Source organism: Sphingobium sp. AntQ-1 (genome assembly GCF_028538045.1).
In the GTDB taxonomy this organism is placed as follows: Bacteria; Pseudomonadota; Alphaproteobacteria; order Sphingomonadales; family Sphingomonadaceae; genus Sphingobium; species Sphingobium cupriresistens.
This window is the reverse complement of sequence record NZ_CP117158.1, coordinates 690,822-711,404: the sequence shown is the minus strand read 5'-3', so window position 1 is coordinate 711,404 and position 20,583 is coordinate 690,822. Positions and strand designations below refer to the sequence as shown.

At 61.9% G+C, this 20,583-nt stretch carries 20 protein-coding genes; 8 read left to right on the top strand and 12 right to left on the bottom strand.

Translation table 11 applies throughout. The features are described 5' to 3' along the window. The first annotated feature begins 42 nt into the window (after nt 1-42). Genes sphantq_RS03565 through sphantq_RS03555 form a run of 3 tightly spaced genes read left to right on the top strand, consistent with a single transcriptional unit; the run spans nt 43 to nt 3,037 of the window. Entirely contained in the window at nt 43-426 is a 384-nt protein-coding gene (locus sphantq_RS03565) for a response regulator (RefSeq protein WP_272799626.1), read from the top strand. After that, a complete protein-coding gene (locus sphantq_RS03560) occupies nt 423-1,061 on the top strand; it encodes a chemotaxis protein CheX (RefSeq protein ID WP_272799625.1) in 639 nt (212 codons plus the stop codon). Before sphantq_RS03565 ends, sphantq_RS03560 begins: the two co-directional genes overlap by 4 nt. Then, complete coding sequence (locus sphantq_RS03555; protein ID WP_272799624.1) at nt 1,061-3,037, top strand: hybrid sensor histidine kinase/response regulator; 1,977 nt, start codon at nt 1,061-1,063, stop codon at nt 3,035-3,037. Before sphantq_RS03560 ends, sphantq_RS03555 begins: the two co-directional genes overlap by 1 nt. Nucleotides 3,038-3,086: 49 nt before the next feature. Here the strand turns inward: sphantq_RS03555 and sphantq_RS03550 are convergent, their stop codons facing one another. The 5 genes from sphantq_RS03550 to sphantq_RS03530 form a co-directional block, all read right to left on the bottom strand. After that, nucleotides 3,087-4,169, bottom strand: a complete 1,083-nt coding sequence (locus sphantq_RS03550) for an extracellular catalytic domain type 1 short-chain-length polyhydroxyalkanoate depolymerase (RefSeq protein WP_261936758.1) — start codon at nt 4,167-4,169, stop codon at nt 3,087-3,089. Nucleotides 4,170-4,289: 120 nt separating this feature from the next. Further along, entirely contained in the window at nt 4,290-7,421 is a 3,132-nt protein-coding gene (locus sphantq_RS03545; RefSeq protein WP_443021549.1) for a DEAD/DEAH box helicase, read from the bottom strand. Continuing rightward, nucleotides 7,418-8,014 (bottom strand): PRC-barrel domain-containing protein, encoded by a 597-nt coding sequence (locus sphantq_RS03540; RefSeq protein ID WP_336314440.1) that lies wholly within the window; start codon nt 8,012-8,014, stop codon nt 7,418-7,420. The genes sphantq_RS03545 and sphantq_RS03540 overlap by 4 nt, the downstream gene beginning before the upstream one ends. Before the next feature lie 160 nt (nt 8,015-8,174). After that, the gene (locus sphantq_RS03535) at nt 8,175-9,362 is read right to left on the bottom strand and encodes a DUF2252 domain-containing protein (RefSeq protein WP_261935078.1); all 1,188 of its coding nucleotides are present in this window, start codon (nt 9,360-9,362) and stop codon (nt 8,175-8,177) included. Nucleotides 9,363-10,226: 864 nt separating this feature from the next. Then, nucleotides 10,227-10,604 (bottom strand): response regulator, encoded by a 378-nt coding sequence (locus tag sphantq_RS03530; protein ID WP_261936756.1) that lies wholly within the window; start codon nt 10,602-10,604, stop codon nt 10,227-10,229. A 152-nt stretch (nt 10,605-10,756) separates the two neighbouring features. On the opposite strand from sphantq_RS03530, the gene sphantq_RS03525 reads away from it, so the two are divergent. Further along, nucleotides 10,757-11,508, top strand: a protein-coding gene (locus sphantq_RS03525) for an IS5 family transposase (protein ID WP_272798406.1) whose coding sequence is annotated in 2 segments (ribosomal slippage) — nt 10,757-11,078 and nt 11,078-11,508 — 753 coding nt in all. Because the reading frame shifts where the segments join, the coding sequence is not laid out codon by codon here. A gap of 13 nt (nt 11,509-11,521) precedes the next feature. Here the strand turns inward: sphantq_RS03525 and sphantq_RS03520 are convergent. The 4 genes from sphantq_RS03520 to sphantq_RS03505 form a co-directional block, all read right to left on the bottom strand. Further along, entirely contained in the window at nt 11,522-12,619 is a 1,098-nt protein-coding gene (locus tag sphantq_RS03520; RefSeq protein ID WP_261935077.1) for a PAS domain-containing protein, read from the bottom strand. A gap of 216 nt (nt 12,620-12,835) precedes the next feature. Next, complete coding sequence (locus tag sphantq_RS03515; RefSeq protein WP_272800175.1) at nt 12,836-15,520, bottom strand: hybrid sensor histidine kinase/response regulator; 2,685 nt, start codon at nt 15,518-15,520, stop codon at nt 12,836-12,838. A gap of 291 nt (nt 15,521-15,811) precedes the next feature. Continuing rightward, nucleotides 15,812-15,979, bottom strand: a complete 168-nt coding sequence (locus sphantq_RS03510) for a hypothetical protein (protein ID WP_261935076.1) — start codon at nt 15,977-15,979, stop codon at nt 15,812-15,814. A 40-nt stretch (nt 15,980-16,019) separates the two neighbouring features. Beyond that, nucleotides 16,020-16,745 carry a Crp/Fnr family transcriptional regulator gene (locus sphantq_RS03505; protein WP_261935075.1) on the bottom strand — a complete coding sequence of 242 codons (726 nt, stop codon included), beginning with the start codon at nt 16,743-16,745 and terminating at the stop codon, nt 16,020-16,022. A gap of 344 nt (nt 16,746-17,089) precedes the next feature. On the opposite strand from sphantq_RS03505, the gene xth reads away from it, so the two are divergent. Together xth and sphantq_RS03495 are read left to right on the top strand one after the other, a co-directional pair. Beyond that, nucleotides 17,090-17,899, top strand: coding sequence for an exodeoxyribonuclease III (xth, locus tag sphantq_RS03500; protein WP_272799622.1), 810 nt, complete (start codon nt 17,090-17,092; stop codon nt 17,897-17,899). Beyond that, on the top strand, nt 17,899-18,399 hold the full coding sequence (locus sphantq_RS03495; protein WP_272799621.1) for a cupin: 501 nt from the start codon (nt 17,899-17,901) through the stop codon (nt 18,397-18,399). Before xth ends, sphantq_RS03495 begins: the two co-directional genes overlap by 1 nt. A 66-nt stretch (nt 18,400-18,465) precedes the next feature. On the opposite strand, the gene sphantq_RS03490 is transcribed toward sphantq_RS03495, so the two are convergent. Together sphantq_RS03490 and sphantq_RS03485 are read right to left on the bottom strand one after the other, a co-directional pair. Continuing rightward, on the bottom strand, nt 18,466-18,831 hold the full coding sequence (locus sphantq_RS03490; RefSeq protein ID WP_261935072.1) for a hypothetical protein: 366 nt from the start codon (nt 18,829-18,831) through the stop codon (nt 18,466-18,468). Further along, nucleotides 18,824-19,384 (bottom strand): 3'-5' exonuclease, encoded by a 561-nt coding sequence (locus sphantq_RS03485; RefSeq protein WP_261935071.1) that lies wholly within the window; start codon nt 19,382-19,384, stop codon nt 18,824-18,826. The genes sphantq_RS03490 and sphantq_RS03485 overlap by 8 nt, the downstream gene beginning before the upstream one ends. A 149-nt stretch (nt 19,385-19,533) precedes the next feature. Here sphantq_RS03485 and sphantq_RS03480 point away from each other — a divergent pair, with 149 nt between their 5' ends. Beyond that, a complete protein-coding gene (locus sphantq_RS03480; RefSeq protein WP_261935070.1) occupies nt 19,534-19,740 on the top strand; it encodes a hypothetical protein in 207 nt (68 codons plus the stop codon). A 77-nt stretch (nt 19,741-19,817) separates the two neighbouring features. Beyond that, nucleotides 19,818-20,279: a pyridoxamine 5'-phosphate oxidase family protein gene (locus sphantq_RS03475; RefSeq protein WP_272799620.1), complete on the top strand. Its 462-nt coding sequence runs from the start codon at nt 19,818-19,820 to the stop codon at nt 20,277-20,279. A 34-nt stretch (nt 20,280-20,313) separates the two neighbouring features. Here the strand turns inward: sphantq_RS03475 and sphantq_RS03470 are convergent, their stop codons facing one another. Beyond that, nucleotides 20,314-20,577 carry a DksA/TraR family C4-type zinc finger protein gene (locus tag sphantq_RS03470; RefSeq protein ID WP_261935068.1) on the bottom strand — a complete coding sequence of 88 codons (264 nt, stop codon included), beginning with the start codon at nt 20,575-20,577 and terminating at the stop codon, nt 20,314-20,316. Nucleotides 20,578-20,583: the final 6 nt, after the last annotated feature.

The window sequence follows — 20,583 nt, the reverse complement described above, 5'->3', positions numbered from 1 at the left end:
CGACTCTTGCGCTGTTCCGCTCTGCGCCCTTTTGGAGTTGCCATGTCCGTTACCGTCCTGATCGTCGATGACAGCAAACTCGCCCGGATCGTGGCGGGCAAGGCGCTGGCCGAGCTTCAGCCGGAATGGCAGAAACTGGAAGCATCGAGCGCCGCCGAAGCCCTGGCCGTGATCGCGGACAAGCCGGTGGATATCTGCCTCATCGACTTCAATATGGTGGACAAGGACGGCCTCGAACTGACCGAAGAATTGCGCGAGACGCGACCGGACATGCCGATCGCGCTCATCACCGCCAACATCCAGGATGAGATCATCGCCCGCGCGCGCGCGGCTAGCGCGACTTTCGTGGCGAAGCCGGTCACCAGCGAAGGGTTGCAGGGCTTTCTGTCCGGCGCCGCGCTGCGCCTGCGATCGTCGAAAGCATGACCGCTGAAAGCATCTCGCTCGACGATCTCGAGCGCGACGCGTTGACCGAGATCGTCAATATCGGCGTCAGCCGCGCGGCATCCAGCCTGCGCAAGATGATCGGCGATCAAGTCCTGCTGTCCGTGCCCTCGATCGAAGTCGTGAGCCAGCGCCGCGCGGCCCGGCTGATCAGCGAACGCGAGACATCCGAGCTGGTCGCGGTTCGGCAGGATTTCTCCGGCCCCTTCTCCGGCCGCGCCTTGCTCATCTTTCCCGAAACCAACAGCCTGGAGCTGGTGCGGGCGGTTACGGGCGGCGAGCTGACCGCGCAGGAAGTCGTCGACCTCGAGCATGAAGCGCTGGCGGAGACCGGCAACATCATCCTCAACAGCTGCCTTGCGACCATGGCCAACATGCTCAAGCGGTCGCTGACGATGACCATACCGGAAGTCCTTCGCGGTTCGGGCGCCATGCTGTTCGAGGTCAACGAAGACGGACCTTCTGAAGGGCTGGTCCTGTTTCTCTATATCGATTTTGCCGTCCGCAAGCATGACATACGCGGTTATATCGCGATGATCATGGACTTGCCGTCGCTCGGCGTCCTGAAGGAACTGCTTGCAGAGTTCATCGCCAATATCGTGGGTGACACGGACTGATGCTTGCCGGGGCGGATGCAGGAGACGATGTCCGCGCGATCCTCGCAGCCGCAGGAGCGAGCGGCACTTGGGACTGGGACGTCGTCGCCGGCGAACTGCGCATCGACGGGCGCTTTGCCGAGCTTTACGGCCTCGATCCCGCGGACGCGCAGCGTGTCTTGCCCACGCGCCTCTTCTTCAAGGCGATCCACCCCGAGGATCAGGCGCGGATCAAGATCGCGGTAACCGGCATGACCGCTGGCGCGGAACGGTTTTCGAAAGAATTCCGTGTGGTCGCGCCAAATGGCGAGACGCTGTGGATGCACGGCCGGGGCCAGGCGCATTTCGACGATCAGGATGTGCCCGTCCGTTTCACCGGGCTGCTGGTAGATGTGACCGAACGCAAGCGCACCGAGGAGCGGCTGCGCATCGCACAATCCGCCGGGGGTGTCGGTACTTTCGAATATTCCGACGGCTATGCGACCGCGACGGTGTCGGGCGAATTTTGCCGGCTGCTCGGCCTTCACCCCGCCACCACGCTGCCGGTGCGAACGATCAATTCAGTCCTCAAGAACAAGGACGAGCCCGACCTCATCCCCGAAGCACATTGCGGCGGACCACCGGAAACGCTGGACGGCAGTTTCTGCGTCGTCCGAAGCGACGATGGCGAGGAAAGGTGGATCGCCCGGCGCGGCGAGATAGTGCGCGACAAGGATAACGGCGGTTACCGCCTGATTGGCGTCATTTATGACGTGACTGCCACGAAGGCGCAGGAGGCTGCGCTCCGCGACCTCAACGAAACGCTCGAGATGCGGGTTGAGCAGGCGGTGGCGGAGCGGCAAGCGGTCGAGGATGCGCTGCGCCAGGCGCAGAAGATGGAAGCGGTCGGCAATCTCACTGGCGGCATCGCGCATGATTTCAACAATCTGCTGACGATCATCATCGGCAATATCGACACAGTTATCCGCCGGTTTGATCCGGGCGCCGATCCTCGCGCCAAGCGTGCACTCGAAAACGCGCTGAAGGGCGCGGACCGCGCCGCTGCGCTCGTGCAGCGTCTCCTCGCCTTCTCCCGTCGCCAGCCGCTCGATCCCAAGTCGATCGACATCGAGCGGCTGCTGACGGGCATGGCGGATCTGCTGACGCGCTCCATCTCGGAATCGATCGCGATCCAGATCGTGCCGACAGCTGACCTCTGGACCGTCGAGGCCGATCCCAATCAGTTGGAGAATGTCATTCTTAATCTGGCGGTCAATGCGCGCGATGCCATGCCCGATGGCGGTGCGCTGACGATCGAAGCGAGGAACGTCACGCTAGACGCCAACGCCGTGCCCGATGCCCCCGCGGGCGACTATGTCGCGATCAGCGTCGTTGACGACGGTATCGGCATGTCGCCGGAGACGGTGGAGAAGGTATTCGATCCCTTTTTCACGACGAAGGAAGTGGGCAAGGGCACGGGCCTCGGCCTCTCGATGGTCTATGGCTTCGTCAAGCAATCCGGCGGTCATATCCAGATACTGTCCACCCCTGGGTGCGGTACGACGATCACGCTGTTTCTTCAGCGCTACCTGGGTCACAGCGCAGCCCTCGCCGCCGATGTCGTGCCTGTAGACGAACAGGCGGGAGGTCACGAATCCATCCTGGTGGTGGAAGATGATGACGATGTCCGCGCCTACACCGTCGGAATATTGAGGGAACTGGGCTATCGCGTCATAGAGGCGCATGACGGTTCAACCGCGCTCAAACTGCTCGAACGCGCCGATCCCGTCATTGCTCTGCTTCTGACGGACATCGTGATGCCGAAAATGTCGGGAAGCCAACTTGCCGACGCCGCCAAGGCATTGCAGCCCGGGTTGGGCGTCCTTTACACGTCGGGATATACGCGCGACGCGATCACGCGCGACGGCCGGCTGGAGGCCGGCGTTGACCTGCTCACGAAACCCTTCACTTACACGACGCTGGCGTCGAAGGTGCGAGACCTTCTTGATGGCCACTGAAACAAGCGGTTCGGAACTCGTGGCCAAGCTGAACTTCCGATCAAATGTTTTAACGCATCAGGCCAGCTGAACGCAGGGCGTCTTCGATGATCGCGCCGACGCCTGCTTTGGCGCGCGCCGGCTCCGGTGCTGCTTCCATGCGATGCTCCTGCCGATGCATGGGCTGCTCAGCCTGCAATAACCCCCAACTGCGGGCTATGTGACGTGTCGATGAAATGCCGACGTCCAGCATATAAGGTCCGCTCACGCCGCAAGCGTCCGGCCCGTCGGTCTTGAGTGGTGTGCCGTGCCCCATGCCACTGATCGTGTAGGATTCGATGACGCGTCGTCCCGTCGGATCCGTCCAGCAATCTCGTGCGTATCCGTCGACAACTTCGCGCGTCGCGGGCTGATCGGCAACACCGTGGATGCCGCGCCACTGAGCGACGATCCGCCCCGCGTTCGACGGATCGACCGTCTTGTCGGCGCCGCCCTGCCACACCGATACTATCGGCCAAGGTCCGTCGTGGGCCGACGCATCGCGTACCAGCGTCGCAAGGCGTGCGTCGGCCGGGTAGCCCGCCCCACGCATGCGCGCGAACGCATCAGGGATCGAATGGGCCGCGCCGAAGGGAAGGCCCGCAATGATCGCGCCGCCGGCAAAGACTTCGGGATAGCCAGCCAGCATGATCGAGGCCATGGCGCCACCGGCCGAAAGGCCGGTCACGAACACGCGCGAGGGATCAATGTCGTGCCGGGCGGTCATCGCGGCGACCATGTGCCGGATCGAGGATGCCTCGCCCCCATCGCGCCGTGCATCGGCCGACGAGAACCAATTGAAGCACAAGTTGGGATTGTTGGCACGCGTCTGTTCGGGGAACAGCAACGCGAACCCGTGATCGTCGGCCACGTGCGACCAACCCGACCCATGGTCATAGCCGGCAGCGTCCTGGGTGCATCCGTGAAGCACCACGACCAGCGCCGGGTCCCGCGCGAGATGCTCCGGGACATATATGCGCGCGTGCAACGCGCCCGGGTTGCTGCCGAAGTCGGTGAGATCGGTCAGCCGGTCCTGCCGTCCTGGCATCATGTTGGGGAGGTTCTTGGACCTTAGTTTCGCCAATTGCGCGATCGTCTTACTCAAATGGGCCATTTTGTGCCTCCAGCGCAGGCGGAAGCCATTGCAAACAGGGAACGCCTCATCGCTCGGATTCGTTGCTGCACTGCACAATGAATCGTCTTGATCGGGATCAAGTGGCGCGCTGTTCACCGATCAGGCCATCATTGCAAGCGCGTCCAGCAAGGATTGCACGCGCGGGATGCGCTCGTCGTCCTGCGTCGGCTGCTGCAGCAGCAGGCGGCCGTTCTTCTCGACCAGGCCCAATGCTCTCAGATCTCCCGTTCGATCGCAGCGAAGGGTAAGCGCGATGGCGGCGGGACCGGCATCGATCCGCGCGATAGACAGGGTGCGTGCCGCCACGCGAATCCGGGCCCGCATCAGCAGCATGGCGGCCTCCTGGGGGAGAGGGCCGAACCTGTCGATCAATTCGTCCTCGAAGGCATCCATTCCGTCATCGTCCATGATGCGCGACAGACGGACATAGAGTGCGAGCCTAACATCTGCTTCGGGAATCCAGCCCTGCGGCAAGCCACCGCCGGAGCCGAGATGAAGGTCCGGCGTCCAGCGCTCCACCGCCTCACCGCGCGCCTGGCGCAGCGCGGCGCCGAGCAAATGCTGATAGAGGTCGATGCCGATGAGTTTGATATGTCCTGCCTGGTTTTCGCCCAGCAGGTCGCCCGCGCCGCGCATGTCGAGGTCCTGCGCACTGATGTCGAACCCCGCACCCAGACGATCGAACGTCGCCAAGGTACGAAGTCGCTTCAATGTCCGCTCACTGATCGCCTCCTCGCTTTGAGTCAGAAGGATCACCTGTCCGCGCCGATTGCCGCGGCCCACCCGGCCGCGCAGCTGGTGCAATTGCGCAAGGCCGAAGCGGTCGGCGCGCCAGACGATCATCGTATTGGCGCGCGGCACGTCCAGTCCGGCTTCGATGATGTTCGTCGCCAGCAATATGTCGCCCTGTCCCTGCCCGAACCCGACCATGACCGCGTCGATCTCCGTCGCCGGCATCTTGCCATGGGCCTCGACCAGAGCGAGGTCGGGTACGACGCGACGGAGCTTTTCGGACAGTGTCGCCATATCCTCGATACGCGGCACCACTACGAAGCTTTGCCCGCCGCGCCCTTTTTCGCGGAGCAATGCGGTGCGGATGCGCCCGTCCTCATATTGGTCGAGGCTGGTACGGATCGGCTGGCGGCGGGCGGGCGGCGTGGCGATGACCGATATCTGCTGCAAGCCGATAAGCGCCATCTGCAAGGTGCGCGGGATTGGCGTTGCGCTGAGCGTCAGCAGATGCACATCGCCCGCGCCGCGCAGCTTCACCTTGTCGGCGGCGCCGAAGCGCTGCTCCTCGTCGACCACGACTAGGCCGAGCTTCGTATAGGTCACGCCCTTGGCCATGACCGCGCCGGTGCCGATCACGATGTGCACAGACCCGTCGGCAAGCCCCGCTTTGACGGCCTTCTTTTCCGCCGCGCTGGACAGGCGCGACAGGCCCGCGACCTGAATGCCCGATCCTTCGAACCGCCGCTGGAAATTTTCGATATGCTGGCGAACGAGCACCGTGGTGGGCGCGGCGATCACCACCTGATAGCCGGCGAGCGCGGCCAGGGCTGCGGCGCGCAGCGCGACCTCCGTCTTTCCGTAGCCCACGTCGCCCACGACCAGGCGATCCATCGGCTTCCCGCTTGTCAGGTCGTCGCGGACGGCCGCGATGGCGCGCGCCTGGTCCGCCGTTTCGTTGAAGGGGAAGCCGTTCGCAAAGCGTTCATAGACTGCCGGATCGGGCGCCATGATCGGTGCGGTGAGGCTCGCACGCGCCTCCGCCAGCGCTGCGAGGGCCTTGGCGCTTTCCGCGATGGCTGCGTCGATCGCGCCCCGCCGCTTGAGCCAGGATGCGCCGTCGAGCCTGTCGAACGTCACGGCGTTGGCATCCGCACCATAGCGCCAAATCTTTTCGGCATCGTCGATCGTGACCAGCCGGCGCGCGCCGCCGGCATATTCCAGCGCGATCATCTCCGCGCCATTGTCCGCTTTGCCCTGGGTCGGGGCGGGTGCGAGCCCGAGCACGCGCCCCACGCCATGATCCTCATGCACCACGACGTCGCCGACGCGAATCTCCGCGCCGCTGCTCGCCCAGGGATTGGCGGTCGCGATGGCGTCGTCGTCCATGACGGCGCGGCTGCCAATCAGATCCGCAGCGGCGATTAGGATCAGCTGTTCGTCGACGAATCCGGCATCGACCGGCATCGTGATACTCGCGCCGCTTCCGGCTTTCAGGTCTTCGATACTGGTCCAGTCGGTGACTTCGGAAAGGTCGAGCGCGAGGCGTTTGCCGACCCGCGTGCGCAGGAAGCGCAGATCGCGCCGACTGCCCGCGAGCAGCAATGCGCGCCCTTCGGCCAGGAGCGGCTTGGCGAAGCGGGCCAACGCGGTGAGCGGCGAGGCTGCTTGCGCAAAACGCGGAACCGCCTTGATCGCATCGTCAAAGGACATGCTGCGCCAGGATTTGCAGGCGCGTGACCAGTCCGCGTCATCCATCGCGTCGATCGTCTTGCCGTTGCGTGCCACCGCATCGGTAGCGAGCTGGATGAACCTTTGCCGCCGCCGATCCGCCTTGTCCGATTGGGCAAGCACGCCCGGCGTCAGATGATCCAGGATCGTGACGGCCTCCCAGACAGGCGGCTCGGCGGCGCGCCCGATCTCGAGCGCCTCCATCTCCGCGATCGTTCGCTGGGTCACCGGATCATAGGCGCGAACCGCGCTGACCTTACCGTCCAGCAGGTCGATACGCGCCGGCAGGCCGGCATCCGCAGGGAATAGGTCGATAACATCGCCCCGGATCGCCATTTCGCCTGGTTCGTCGACACGATCGTCGGCGAAATAGCCGAGATCGACCAGCGCGGCCCTGAAGGCTTCCGTGTCGACAGGATCGCCAACGCGCACCGTCGGCGGCGCACGATCGAACGCCTGGGGCGCGGCATAGCGACGCGCTGCCGCCTCGCCGCTCAATATGCAGGCGACCGGGCGCCGTTCCTTGTCCTGCTGCGTAAGCCGCAACGCGCGCAACGCCGCCGCTCGCCTGCCGGCATTGGCGGGGGAGGCGGGAACGGGGTCACCGGGGAGAGCATCGCTCGATGCGACATGAATGACGGGGTTTTCGGGCCGGAGGCAGCGCACAGCAGCGGTGAGCGCTTCGGCCTGTTGCTCGTCATCGGCGAGGAAAAGGATGTCGTCCTCGGCGAGGGTCCGGGCGATCTGCATCGCGGTGAAGGCGAGGTTCATGCGGCGCGCCCCGTCGCTCGCGGCGGGACGGCGTCGGGCCAATCTCCGCTTTCCAGCGGTGCAAGCGCCGCGAAGGCGATGGCGTTCAAGTCGACCCTGATCGCGTCGCAGCTGAAACGGATCGCGTCGCGCGGGACGGCGCGCAGATCTTCTCCAAGCGCACCGGTCTTGGCTGTCGCAACCACGATGTAACTCACCTCGCCGGAACGGCATTCGATCAGCGCTTCGACCGCCTTGCCCATGGCTGTGCCGTCGGCATCGACGACGGGCAGGCCCGCAATCCCGGTCGCCGTGAACAGGGTCGGGACCGACGATTTGCGGCTCTTGACCTCCGCCGATTTGCCGCCATCCTCATAAGCGCGCTGCCGTCCGAGCCACCGCCAGATGCCGACGAGGTTGACGAAAGTCAGAAAGCCGTTGGCCGTGATGAGGTTGGTCTGACTCGAACCGATGCCGACAAGCGTCCAGCAGATTGACCCTAAGGTGAAGACGACAAAGCCCCATCCGGTAATTCTGGCGCCCAGATTGGCGGCGGTCATCATCGCAGCGATCATCGTTGCGGCGGGCGCGATCCATCCGGCAAGTTCGTTCAAGGCGCGTCCTTTCGTGGTGCCATGTGGCCCGATGCGGTCCCAGGTGGGAAGAAAAGCTCTGACGCTCGTGATCGGCACCGGAAATTTTTCCAAACTGATCCGCGTCAATATGATTTACCGGTGACGCACCGTTTCGCGCGGCTGGGGCGCCCGTTCGGGTTCAGGCCGCCTGAGCGAGCGCGTAACGACGACAATGTTCCAGATAGCCGGCCTCGTGGCTGGCGGTCAGATGGACGACGCTGTCCCAAAGCCAGGTGGGCGCGTCGATCTCCGCGCTCGAGCGCTGGGCGATGGCCTTGGACCAGTGCGCGCGATCGCTACGATCCATCTGGCGGGCATGCGCGACGCCGACGATATAGGCGAGATAGCGCGCAGCACGGGTCGCTTCGCCGCTCGAAAACTGGTCGATCTCCAGCTTGAGATCCTGCGGCATCAGTTCGCGCAGCACCATCGGCCGGTCGAGCACCTGCGTGGCCAGCATGCGCTCGCCAAGGTTGGGCGCGAGCGCCTGCGCGCCTGCGACCACCCGCGCCGCATGGTCGGACGGCATGGCCTTGGCATCGCTCGACGGCGCAATGGCGGCGACCGCTTCCTTCAGATCGATCAAGGCATATTCCGCAGGCGACTTTTTCGTGCCGCCGATCGCAAGCAGCGCCGCGTAGCGAAGGTTTCCGAGCGAGCTGCAACCCTTTTTCCAATAGGCAGCATCGACCAGGCGCGCGCGATCGTCCGCGTCGCGTCCGCTGAGCGAAAGGATCATGGCCGTCACCGCAGACGATTCGAACAGCGCCTCGAGCGCCGACTGCTCATCATCATCCAACTTCCAAAACTTCTTGCCCAACGGAAGCCTCGGTTCCACATCGTCGAGCCGCTCATCGGCGAGATGGCGCCAGCGGCGTCCCAACGCCCGTCGGCGTACCGCGCGCACGACATTGGGCTCAAGCGCGCGATCGTCGTCCCGGTCGGCCATTGCGTGGGAATAGCCTTCCACCATCTCCTCAATCATCCGCGCTGTCGTGACGCCAGGAAGGTCTGATCCGCGTGCAGCCGTCGCCAGGCTGAGGCCGAGCCGGATGAGATCATGCGCCGGATTGCCGATCACGCTTTGATCGAGGTCGCGGATCTGGATATCGACCTTGCCACCGGCATTGCCCACGGGTCCCAGATTGCCGAGATGACAATCTCCGCAAATCCAGATCGCGGGTCCTTCGGGCAGATGCCGGGCCAAGCCGGCCTCCGCCAGCCAGTCGTAGAATTTGGCGGTGTTGCCGCGCACATAGGCGTGGGTAGACCGCGCCATCTTCAGCGCACGGCTTTGTTCGAGTTCGCGCAGACGGTTGTCGCTCATCCGGTTCATTGCTGTTCCATTGCCAGAATATGGCAGAGAAACGCGCCGAAAGAGGAAAATGGCTCATCGCCTAAGCGCTGATTGGTCAATTCCGAACAAATTTAGTTGAGGAATAAAAGTTTCACGACGATTTTTTCAAAATCAGTTATTTCAAATGAAAAAATGCGCATCTTGCAGCACTCTTCGTTTCGACAGAAAATAATTTCAATATCAAAGTAACATTATTGATTTTTAGCGCGATCGTCATTGTTTGGTCTACGACAGTGTTCGCGCAATGCCCCATGTCGACTAATGCGGTGCCGCCACCCAAGCCCGCCATATCAGCCGATATTCGATATCCAATCGGGACGTCCGCTCGCCCTTGAATCCCTCGTACGGCAGCATAAGCGCAATTGCTGGCGAAATTCTCGCGGGGGTCATGTCTAAGAACCGTTACGCCTTCGATCAGAAGTGCCGCGTCGCCGCGATCAAGGGCGCAGTCGCTGTCGAATTCTAGAGACCGATTCGCGGCTGTCGATTAATATCCTGCCTGATGCCGTTTATTCGTCTTTTGCGTGCATCCAGTTGACCTTGAAGACGGCCAAGGAAGCAGACTTTCCCGCCAATCGGCCATTTTTCGAATCTAACGAGAACGAGCAGATCACCGATACTGATCATGTGCAGTCCGTCGTTGATTCCTATCAAGATGGGGTTCGGCACAGCCGTTGACGATTTCGGCGCCGGCTATGCGGGGCTGGGCCTTCTAGCCAAGTTTCAAACCGACTATATCAAGCTTAACATGGATCTATTTCGTGGTTGGAACGCGAGCATGCTCCGCCGGCTGATCACCCGCAACCTGTGTTCGAAGACGTTGAACCCAGCCTGTCAAGTGGCCCATCTCGCTGCAAAGGCTGTTGACGCGAGAAAGCTCGAAGGTTGCGGCGAGGTGGGCGGAGGGTCGCATACGCCCTCCTCGATATAGCGCAATGCCGACTGCAGCCCGCTTCGGGAAAAGGGCTTTGGGATGACGCCATGTCCACCCGCGAAGTCATCGGGGATCTTTTTGGGATTGGCGGTGACGAAAATGATGAAGGTTTCAGGCCACCGCCTCGTAATCAGCCGGGCCACGTCGAGGCCGCTGGTTTGTCTGGCAAGCTGGACGTCCACGAAGGCGAGGTGCGGGGCAAGCGTATCGGACAGCGCCTGGACGTCAAACAGCGACGCCGCTTCCGCGACGACATGATGCCCGACATCTTCGATCATCGCCTCGATATCCATGGCGAGCAGGGCTTCGTCCTCGACGATCAGGACGGAAAGCGGCGGTTGGGGACGATGCAAGATTAAGGCCTGTGGACATTTAGGGGATTCCCTTTTTCGCGTGGATCGGATTCAAGACTGGCGAAGGGAGCGTCATTTTGGATCGACACGGAATAAGCGACGAGCAGTGGGAACGGGTTCGTCCTGCGCTTCCCGGTAAAATCGGGGACCGAGGCCGTTCTGCCGCAGACAATCGGAGATTTGTCGATGCGGTCTTATGGATCGCTGCGACAGGAGCGCCGTGGCGGGACTTGCCGGAGAGCTTCGGCAACTGGAACTCCAATTTCCGTCGCTTCCGCAGATGGGCGGTGAAAGGGATCTTCGACCTTCTATTTGAGCAGCTATCCGGCGACCGCGACTTTGAATATGCCATGATCGACGGCACGATCGTCCGGGTCCATCAGCAGGGCACCGGCGCAAGGGGGGGACTCATCGTCAGGCGATCGGACGGTCGCGCGGAGGGCTGACCACAAAGATCGTGGCGTTGGTAGATGCGCTGGGAAACCTAGCCCGTTTCGTACTGGTGCCTGGCCAGAGCCACGACCTCGTCGGAGTGAAACCGCTAATCCAGGACGTCGAATTCGATATGTTCCTCGGAGACAAGGCTTTCGACGCAGACTGGTTGCGAACCGAGTTGAACGAACGAGGCGCTGTAGCGGTGATCCCTCCCAAATCGAACCGAAAGCAAAAGATCGAATGCGACTTTCACGCTTATCGCTGGAGGCACCTCGTCGAGAACTTCTTCTGCAGCCTCAAAACATTCCGGCGGATCGCCACCCGATACGAGAAAACCGATCAAAGCTACCGAGCTATGATCAACCTCGCAGCTTTGAAGATCGCCATGCGATAAATGTCCACAGGACTTAGTTCTCCACGGGAAAAATGATGCGCACTTGCGTTCCCGGATTGGCCGATATCCACTCGGCACGAGCCCCCACTTGCCGCGAAAGACGCTTTATCAGGACTTGGCCCAAGCCATCGACGGTGCCCACGGCAGACATGCCCGGCCCGTCATCCTCAATAATGATGATCGCCTCACCCTCGGATTTTCGCGCCGATATGCTGAGCGTTCCCGGCCTTCCATCGGCAAAACCGTGCTTGATCGCATTCGTCACAATCTCGTTGAGGACAAGACCAAGCGCCGCCGCATTGCCTGATGGGATTTCGATCGGTTCTATGTCCGTTGCGGTCCTGATGTCATCGCGGCCGCTTGAACCGACTACGTCCGCGACCAGGTTCTCGGTGAAGGCGCCGACGTCGAATTTCGACACATCGTCCGACTGATAGAGGCGGCGGTGTACGGTAGCGAGAGCATCGATCCGCTCGAGCATCGCCTCGATCTTCGCCGTAATCGTCGGATCGTTGATGGTGCGGGCCTGCAAACGCAGCAGGGAGCCGATCATGGTGAGGTTATTCTTCACGCGATGATCGACCTCATGCAGCAAGAGCGTCTTGGCTTCGAGCGCTTCATTGAGCTCTGCCGTTCGGCGTTCGACCTCCCGTTCGATCTCGTCATGCCGCCGGTGAATTTCCGTCTGCGCGTCGACACGCGCGGAAACATCGAGCTGGGAGGCGAAGAAAAACTGGATATTCCCGGCATCGTCGCGCACCGGGCTAAGGTACAAAGCGTTCCAGAAGGTCGAGCCGTCCTTGCGATAATTCAGGAGGTCGATCTCGATATTGGCGCCCTGGTCAATTGCGCTTTTTATTCGTGCGACAGACTGTCGGTCCGTACCTGGCCCTTGGAGAAAACGGCAATTGCGGCCGACGATTTCTTCCCGTTCGTAGCCGGTCAGGGCCTGAAACGCCTTATTGCAGAAGATGATGGGATTATCGGCCTGTGCGGGATCGGTGATGACCATCGGCATGCGCGTAGCGCGAACGGCGGCTGCGAAAGGGTCGCCCCGGCCCAGGTCATGCTTGATCGCCTCGGTCAAATGCCAGTCGTCGCGCTGCTCCACCCCATCTCCTTCCTGCGACAAAAGGCCGCGCTGCTAAAAGAGTAACCTAGGTTTTTCCCGAACGTTCCTATCGTTTCGGCTTGCAGCCAAAACATCCTAATCGGGTGAAGTATCGCCATCACCTGAACCCGGCGCAGCGCTGCCTTTCATCGATGATTGACAGATGGCACAGCCTTGCCATTTGGCGCTTCACAGGCGCTCTAGTTGCGCTGCTCGTTATGCTTCCCCGCCCGAGCCTGCCGACTTGTCGCCTTCATCGATCAGATCGCGAACCTTGTTCGCGATCGCTTCAATGCCAAAGGGCTTGGTGATGACATGCATGTCCTGACCCAAGAGGCCATTGCCGACCACGGCATTTTCGGCATAGCCCGTGATGAACAATATCTTCAGTCTGGGACGGTGCACCCGGCCGGCGTCGGCGACCTGGCGACCGTTCATTCCGCCAGGCAATCCGACGTCGGTGATCAGAAGATCGATCCGCAGGTCGGATTGCAGCACCTTGAGCCCACTGGGGCCGTCCGCCGCTTCGATGACATGATAACCTCCGTCGGTAAGGACATCGACGATGAGCGAGCGAACCGAGGCCTCGTCGTCGATCACGAGCACCGTTTCGCCATGGCCGCCAAGTTCAATTTGCGTCGGCTCCGGCTCCGGCGTTTCTGTGACAGCGCCCATATAGCGGGGCAGATAGAGGCACATGGTCGTGCCGGCGCCGACCTCGGAATAGATCCGGACCTGTCCCCCGGACTGGCGCACGAACCCATAGATCATCGAAAGGCCCAGGCCCGTACCTTCGCCGAGGGGCTTGGTCGTGAAGAAGGGATCGAAAGCGCGAGCGATCACCTCAGGCGTCATGCCCGTTCCGGTGTCGCTTACGCACAACGACACATATTGGCCGGGCGGCAGTTCGCGATCGCGCGCCATACGTTCATCGAGCCATTTGTTGGCCGTTTCGATCGTCAGCCGGCCACCGTCCGGCATGGCGTCCCGGGCGTTTATGCACAGATTGAGAAGAGCATTTTCGAGCTGATAGCGATCGACCAATGTCGTCCACAGCCCGCCGGACCCGACTACCTCGATCTCCGCCGATGGGCCCACGGTACGGCGCAGCAGATCCTCCAGCCCTGCGACCAGCTGATTGATATTGACGGGCGTGGGATCGAGCGTCTGCCGCCGCGAAAAAGCGAGCAGCCGCTGCGTCAGGGCAGCGGCCCGTTTTGCCGCACCTTGTGCCGTCTCAAGGTGGCGGCTTAGCGCCTCCAGTCGGCCCTGCGAAATGCGCAGTTCCAGCAGTTCGAGATTGCCAAGGATTCCCGCCAGCAGATTGTTGAAGTCATGCGCGATGCCGCCGGTCAGCTGCCCGACCGCTTCCATCTTCTGACTCTGGCGCAAGGCCTCTTCGGCAGAGGCCAGCGCCTCGGCCGCTTCGGTCTCGGTCGTGATATCGCGTCCGAACAAATAGAGCATCCCACCCTCAGGCACCGTGGTCCATGCGAAGCGATGTTCGCTACCGTCCCGCGCCCGAAAAACGCTTTGTGATTCGACGACCTTTGCGTCGGGTTGGGCAAGCCTTCCCAATCTTCTCTTCGCGGCGTCCTGCTCCTCGGCAACATATTCCAGAATATTGCGGCCGACCGTATCGGCCTCGGTCCATCCAAGCACCTTCGTCCAGGACGGATTGACGGCGTTGATGATGCCTTCGGTCGTCGTCACGACCTTGACGATCGGGGAGATCGCCCAGATTCGTTCCCGGTCGCGGGCAAGCTGGCGTTCCCGGGTGATGTCGCGCGCGACCGCGTGGATCCGGCCTGAATCCGGCACCGCATTCCAGTCGAGCAATCGATAGTTGCCGTCCCGACAGCGATAGCGGTTCTCGAAGGACAGGGTGGTGATGCCTTGCGCCAGCTTCTCAACCTCGGCCGCCGTGCTGGGCAGATCTTCGGGATGGACAAACTCGGCCAGCACGTGGCCGATCATCTCGTCTTCCTGCCAACCCAGGAGCCGGGTGGCCGAGGGGTTGACCGATCGGATGATGCCGTCAAAATCGCAAACCAGCATGAGGTCCTGGCTCAGCGACCAGAGGCGATCGCGATCGCGCCGTTGCGCCGAGAGCGCGTCGATCGTGGCCAGCGCGCCTGCGATCTGAACGGCGATCAAGCTCGCAAAATCCCGGGTGACATCGTCGAGGATGCGGTAGGGATTGAGGCCAAGCACCAGGGCACCGATGGCTTCTGGCTCCCCTGGCTGCTCGACCGCAAGCATCAAAGCTTCGCGTGGGGGGATCTGCCATGGTCCGGTCGGCAAATCAGGCTTCAAGTTTTCAAAGGCGATCACCTTTTGCTTCTCGCCTCTTTCAATGTCGGCAACGGGCCAAAACGCTGTGTCGTCGGACCCGGGATAAGGTCTGTCGGTCAATTCGAATAAGGTCAGATCGGCGAACGGAAAGTCCCGGCCATCGTGAGCAAAAACATCATGAACTGCTTGCGTCACATCCGATCGGCGTTGCGCCTTGAGCAACGCCGCGGCCAGATCATTCAGCTGTTTGATCCGTCGTTCGCTGATGACCCTGTCGGTTTCCTCGCTGACAACGCACATCAGTCCCTCGACAGCGCCGGCGCTGCCGATCAACGGGCTATAGGAGAATGTGTGGTAGGTTTCCTCCAGATAGCCGTTGCGCTCGAGGAGCAGCAGTAACTGCTCGTCCCAGGTCGCGACGCCATCGTTCATGACGGAGAATATGCGGTCTTTGACGTCCTCGAACACTTCCTTCCAAACCTGCGACATGGGCTGGCCGAGCGCGGTCGGATGCTTGGAACCGAGCGTTGGAATATAGGCGTCATTATAGAAGAAAGTGAGGTCCTCTCCCCAGCCGAGCCACATGTCGAAACGCGACAGAAGCATGAGCCGGAGCGACGCCTTCAGTCCGTCTGGCCATTGATCTGGCGGTCCTAATCGCGTGGCTTCCCAATCATGCGCACGCATGAAGGCGCTCATCTTGGACTCGCCAGGAAAAATGTCGGTGAGGCAGCCTGTCATATTCCCCCTACTGCTTGTCACAAGACTGCAGCTAAGCGGTAATGACTTCAGGCGCCTTAGGTTCCTGCCGATGGGACACTGGACGCTTGAGGTCTGTCGGATCGACCTGATCCGACGCAACGCTATTGCCGCCGGGCTGGGAAGACCATTGGCCGCTTATTCGACCTGTGAGCGCGCCTCCATTGCGGCGCGTAATAATTCCCGCGCCGTGATTTCCGCAGCGTCCGGGGTTAGGGCGATGGCAATCCCGTCGGGCCCGTCCAGCAGGACCTGCCCTTTTTCCGCTACGGCTTTTCCGGCGTCAGAATAAGGCTGCTGGGTCATGTCGATCTCCACCTGATAAGGAGCGAACGACACGGACCCATCAGTGTTCCGTCAAAGAATCATCGATGAAAAGATAGTCGGCGTTGAATTCGGTGAGCCGATAGAGCGCGGGTGGGTCAATAAAAGTCACTTGATGGGCTCGCACCGTCAGCAGGTCGCGCTCGCGCAATTCCCTCAGCATGCGGTTGACGTGGACGGAAGTCAGACCGCAGGCTTCGCCGAGATCAGCTTGGGTCACGGGAAGGTGGAATTGCCTGCCATCACTCATCCCAACGGCGCGCAGCTTCATCTCGATTTCGCAGAAGAAATGGCCAAGCCGCTGGATCGCATCGAGGCGGCCGAGCCGAAATATCCACTCGCGGTGCATCGCCGCGTCCAACAAGGTGCTGAACCATAGCAATTTCGCCATGCCGGGTCGCTCCGCCATGATTTCGTCTAGTCTGTTGTGGGGTACCTGGGCGATGGTGCAGGCGGTCATGGTCGCGACATCATGATCCAGGCGTTTGAGCGGATAAGCATGGAGGTCGACAAAGTCGCCCGGCACATGAACGGCGATCAACTGCCTGTACCCCTCACGGTCGTCCTTGTAGCGACACATAAAGCCATCGACGAGGTAGGTGCTCATAGATACCGGATCGCCCTCGCGTATCAGCATATGACGAGGAGAAAGCGCGCTCATTGGACCTGCCGCCTGCTCCAGGGCAGCGAGATCCGCGTCTGTCAGCTGATTGCGGCGGCGACCGAGAAGAAACTTATCGAACGTCATTAGCGCCCCCCAAGAAAACGGCGTAGCACGCAATTCATAGGGGTCTGGTTGCCCGCAGCAAGGACGTTTATCTCCGACGCCGCAGGTTATCCGGCACCATCTACGAACCGTATCACGGTCCGGCAAAAGGTATCGTTGCGGCCCGTATCTTCGAGCGGCCGGAACGAGTTATGCTCTCTTGCACTTTTCCTCGCCATGAAGAGTGTCACTTCGGATGGTGGAAGCCCGAACCGTCGGTGCGGTAGGACGGCGGCGACCTTTGTACACAGGTCGGAATCGCAAAGGCGCGCGACGGCGCAGCCTTCGCTCGGTTTGTGCTGGGTAATCCCAACCGCGCCCGTCTCGTGAAGATCGCGACCTTTAATGTGAACGGGGTCAACGGGCGGCTTCCGGTGCTGCTGCGATGGCTCGAACTGGCGCAACCGGATATAGTCTGCCTCCAGGAGCTGAAAGCGCCCGACGAACGATTTCCGGAGAGGGCGATCCGGGACCTTGGCTATGAAGCAATATGGCACGGGCAGAAGAGCTGGAACGGCGTCGCGATCCTGAGCCGTGTCGGTGAGATTCATGAGACCCGCCCGGCTCTTCCGGGCGATCCCGACGACAGCCATAGCCGCTACATCGAGGCGGCGGTCAATGGCGTGCTGATCGCAGGCCTGTACCTCCCTAACGGCAATCCGCGTCCCGGGCCCAAGTTCGATTACAAGCTTCGCTGGTTCGATCGGTTGCACGACCATCTCTCCGAGTTGGTCGGATTAGATGCGCCGGTCGTCATCGCCGGCGACTTCAATGTCATGCCGACCGATCTCGATGTCTATGCGCCCGGGCGCTGGCGCGACGATGCCTTGTTCGCGCCGGAGGTCAGAGCCGCCTATGCGCGCCTCTTGGAGCAAGGCTGGACTGACGCGCTGCGCGCGCTGCATCCCGGCGAGCCGATCTACAGCTTCTGGAAATATTGGCGGGATTCCTTTCAGCGCGATGCGGGCCTGCGGATCGATCATATCCTGCTCAACAAGCCGGCGGCGGCGCGACTGGTGGCAGCCGAAGTCGATCGGCGTCCGCGTGCTTGGCAGAAGACCAGCGATCACGCGCCCGTCTGGATCGAGCTTGCCGACAGGCCAAAGCGGACACGCAGGCCCAAGGGAGATGCATAATGGAGATCGCGACCTTCCTGCTTGCCGAGAATGACTGGGTGCCCAACAATGCCCGCCTTCCGGTCATCCTCTATCGTGGCGTCGAGAACGGGCCGTGCGAGACGATCGCCAAGGCGTTCGAGGACCGGTTTGCCCTCAATGGCTGGCCGCCCAAATGGCGCGATACGATCTTCGGCTATCACCATTATCATTCGACGTCGCATGAGGCGCTCGGAGTCGCCGCGGGGAATGCGACCCTCGAGTTGGGAGGGCCTGGCGGCCGGACGGTCGAAGTAACCGCGGGAGATGTGCTGCTCCTTCCGGTCGGTACCGGTCACCGCCGCATCAGTCAGAGCAAGGACTTCCTCGTGGTCGGCGCCTATCCCGACGGGGAGGACTGGGACATTTGTCGCTCGGCTCCGGACAATGCAGCGAGACGCCGCATTGCAACGCTGAAGGTCCCCGAGCGCGATCCGATTGGGGGTGGGGAGGGGCCGATGACAACCGCCTGGCCGTGCTGATCCGGACAATCGACTTCAATGACCCTGTGGGGAGGTAGGTCTGGAGGATAGGGAGACAGGCGCCGATCAATCTCGTTCCGGTTCGCCCTGATCGCCGTCGAGAGCGGCATACCAATGCGCATAGGGCGTCGTTCGGGCCATATGACGATTGAGGTCGGGCGCGCCATCCGTCCACCAGACCGGTCCTCGCTCGCCTAGCGCCCGTTTTGCCTCATCCACTGCAGCGTGCGCGGCATCTCCCGCCTCTTCGTCCCCCGAGCGCTTGGCAGCGCCCACCTTTCGCCGTGCCGCCATGAGGGCGCGGACGAAGGTCGCGCGCCTGTCCTCGCCGAGATCCGGGTTGGACATGCGCCAGAGCCGTCCGCGCACGACGAAATAGCGCCCGTCCGGCGTAACGGGATGGTGGCCAACGCGTCTGGCCGGATCAGCCATGCGGAATTCTCGAAGCGAGAGAAGCCTGAGCGGCTGCGCGAACCGCGAGCCAGCGATCCCGTTCAGCCACGGCATCCGGCAGGGCCCGGTGTGCTGGCACATGATCGTCGCGCACCTCGGTCAATGCCAGAATGTTCGCGACTTCGCGTTCGATGGCCGCGCCGGGACGGTGAGGAGCAAGGATTTCACGCGCGGTCTCATGGAGCAGGTCGTCGCTATCCTGAAGCCGTAGTGCGTGGCGCGGCAGGCCTGCGGCTCGCAGCAATGCGCTCAGCCATTTGCCATCCCAGGACGGTGCACTCGCGTAGAGCGCGTGACCGCTGAGCGCGACGAGCATCTGCTGGGCGACCACCCCGTGGCTCGTGCCTTCGGCGAGGAGTGTCTCCCGTTCGATGCCGTGGATCGCTTGCGCGCTTTCGTCCCAGTCGGTCCAGCCTGCGGCCGGTTTGATGAGATAGGACGTGGTGCGCCCGTCTTCGAACACCCAGGCGACCTCGATCGGATAGCTGTGTTTGCCAAGCGACGAGGCTTCGAGGTCTAGAAAGACGATCATCGTCTCAAAACCACTGCGCGGGCCAGCACGTTCCGGAGCCGCGGATCGGGTTCGCCGGGCAGAAGCGCGGCGTGGGGAGATTCCAATGAATTTACGTTGGGACGAAGCCGATGACGACATGGCGCGTTGGGCAGCTGAAGGAGACTGTCATGGCCCCCGAAGACGAAAATGACCGCCCGTTTCCCGCGCCCGAGCAGGACGAGGGAAATCCGCCCGAGCCGGAAAAAGGCTCGCCCGTCCCGAGTGACCTCGAACTGGAAGAGTTGGACAAGGAGATCGAGGCGGAAGGCAATCCCGCCGATGACGAAAACGAGAATGGTCTTGCGGCCGAGACCAATGTCGAGCCTGGAAGCTAGATCAGCATTCATAGTGACGAAGATCGGCAGCGGGCGCACCGACCGATTTCAACAACCTTAGTTTCGAGGAGCACGATATGTCAGAAAGAACAGTAAGAGACCTCGCCGAGAAGATGAAGGATATCGACTTCGCAATGCTCTCGACCCACAGTCCGGGCGGCACCATCGGGTCGCGGCCGATGAGCAATAATCGCGACGTCGACTATGACGGCGATAGCTGGTTCTTCACGACCGACGATACCCAGATGGTTGCGGACATCGCCAGCGACCCCAAGGTCGGCCTGAGTTTTCAGGGAAAAGCCGGCATGCTGGGGCTTCGGCCCTTCTTCATCGCCATCGAAGGGCAGGCGGAGCTGATCCGCGACAAGGCCAGCTTCGAGGCGCACTGGACCAAGGATCTTGATCGCTGGTTCAAGCAGGGCGCCGATACGCCAGGTCTCGTGCTGATCAAGGTCCACGCCACCAGCGCACATTATTGGGACGGCGAGGAGGAAGGCGAAGTCCTGATCGACCGCAGCGCGTTCGTCGGCGGACCCTGATCATCTGACGGTGCCACGGACCCGTTGCGGGCCATTACCGTAACTGGCTGTCCTTGCTGCCGCGGCGATTGATGCCCGAATAGGTGGGGCGTTTGTCGCGTCCTTCCTGACAAGCAACGCAGGTACGTGCGCCAGGCAGGGCGCGGCGTCGGGCTTGCGGAATGGGCTCGCCACAATCCTCGCAATCCACGAGGCCCGGCCCCGAGGGCAGGCGCGCTCGTGCGCTCGCCAGAGCGTCCTTCACGCTGTCGTCGATCTGATCCTGAACCGCGCCATCGGGCGCCCAGCCATTGGCCATGTTTGC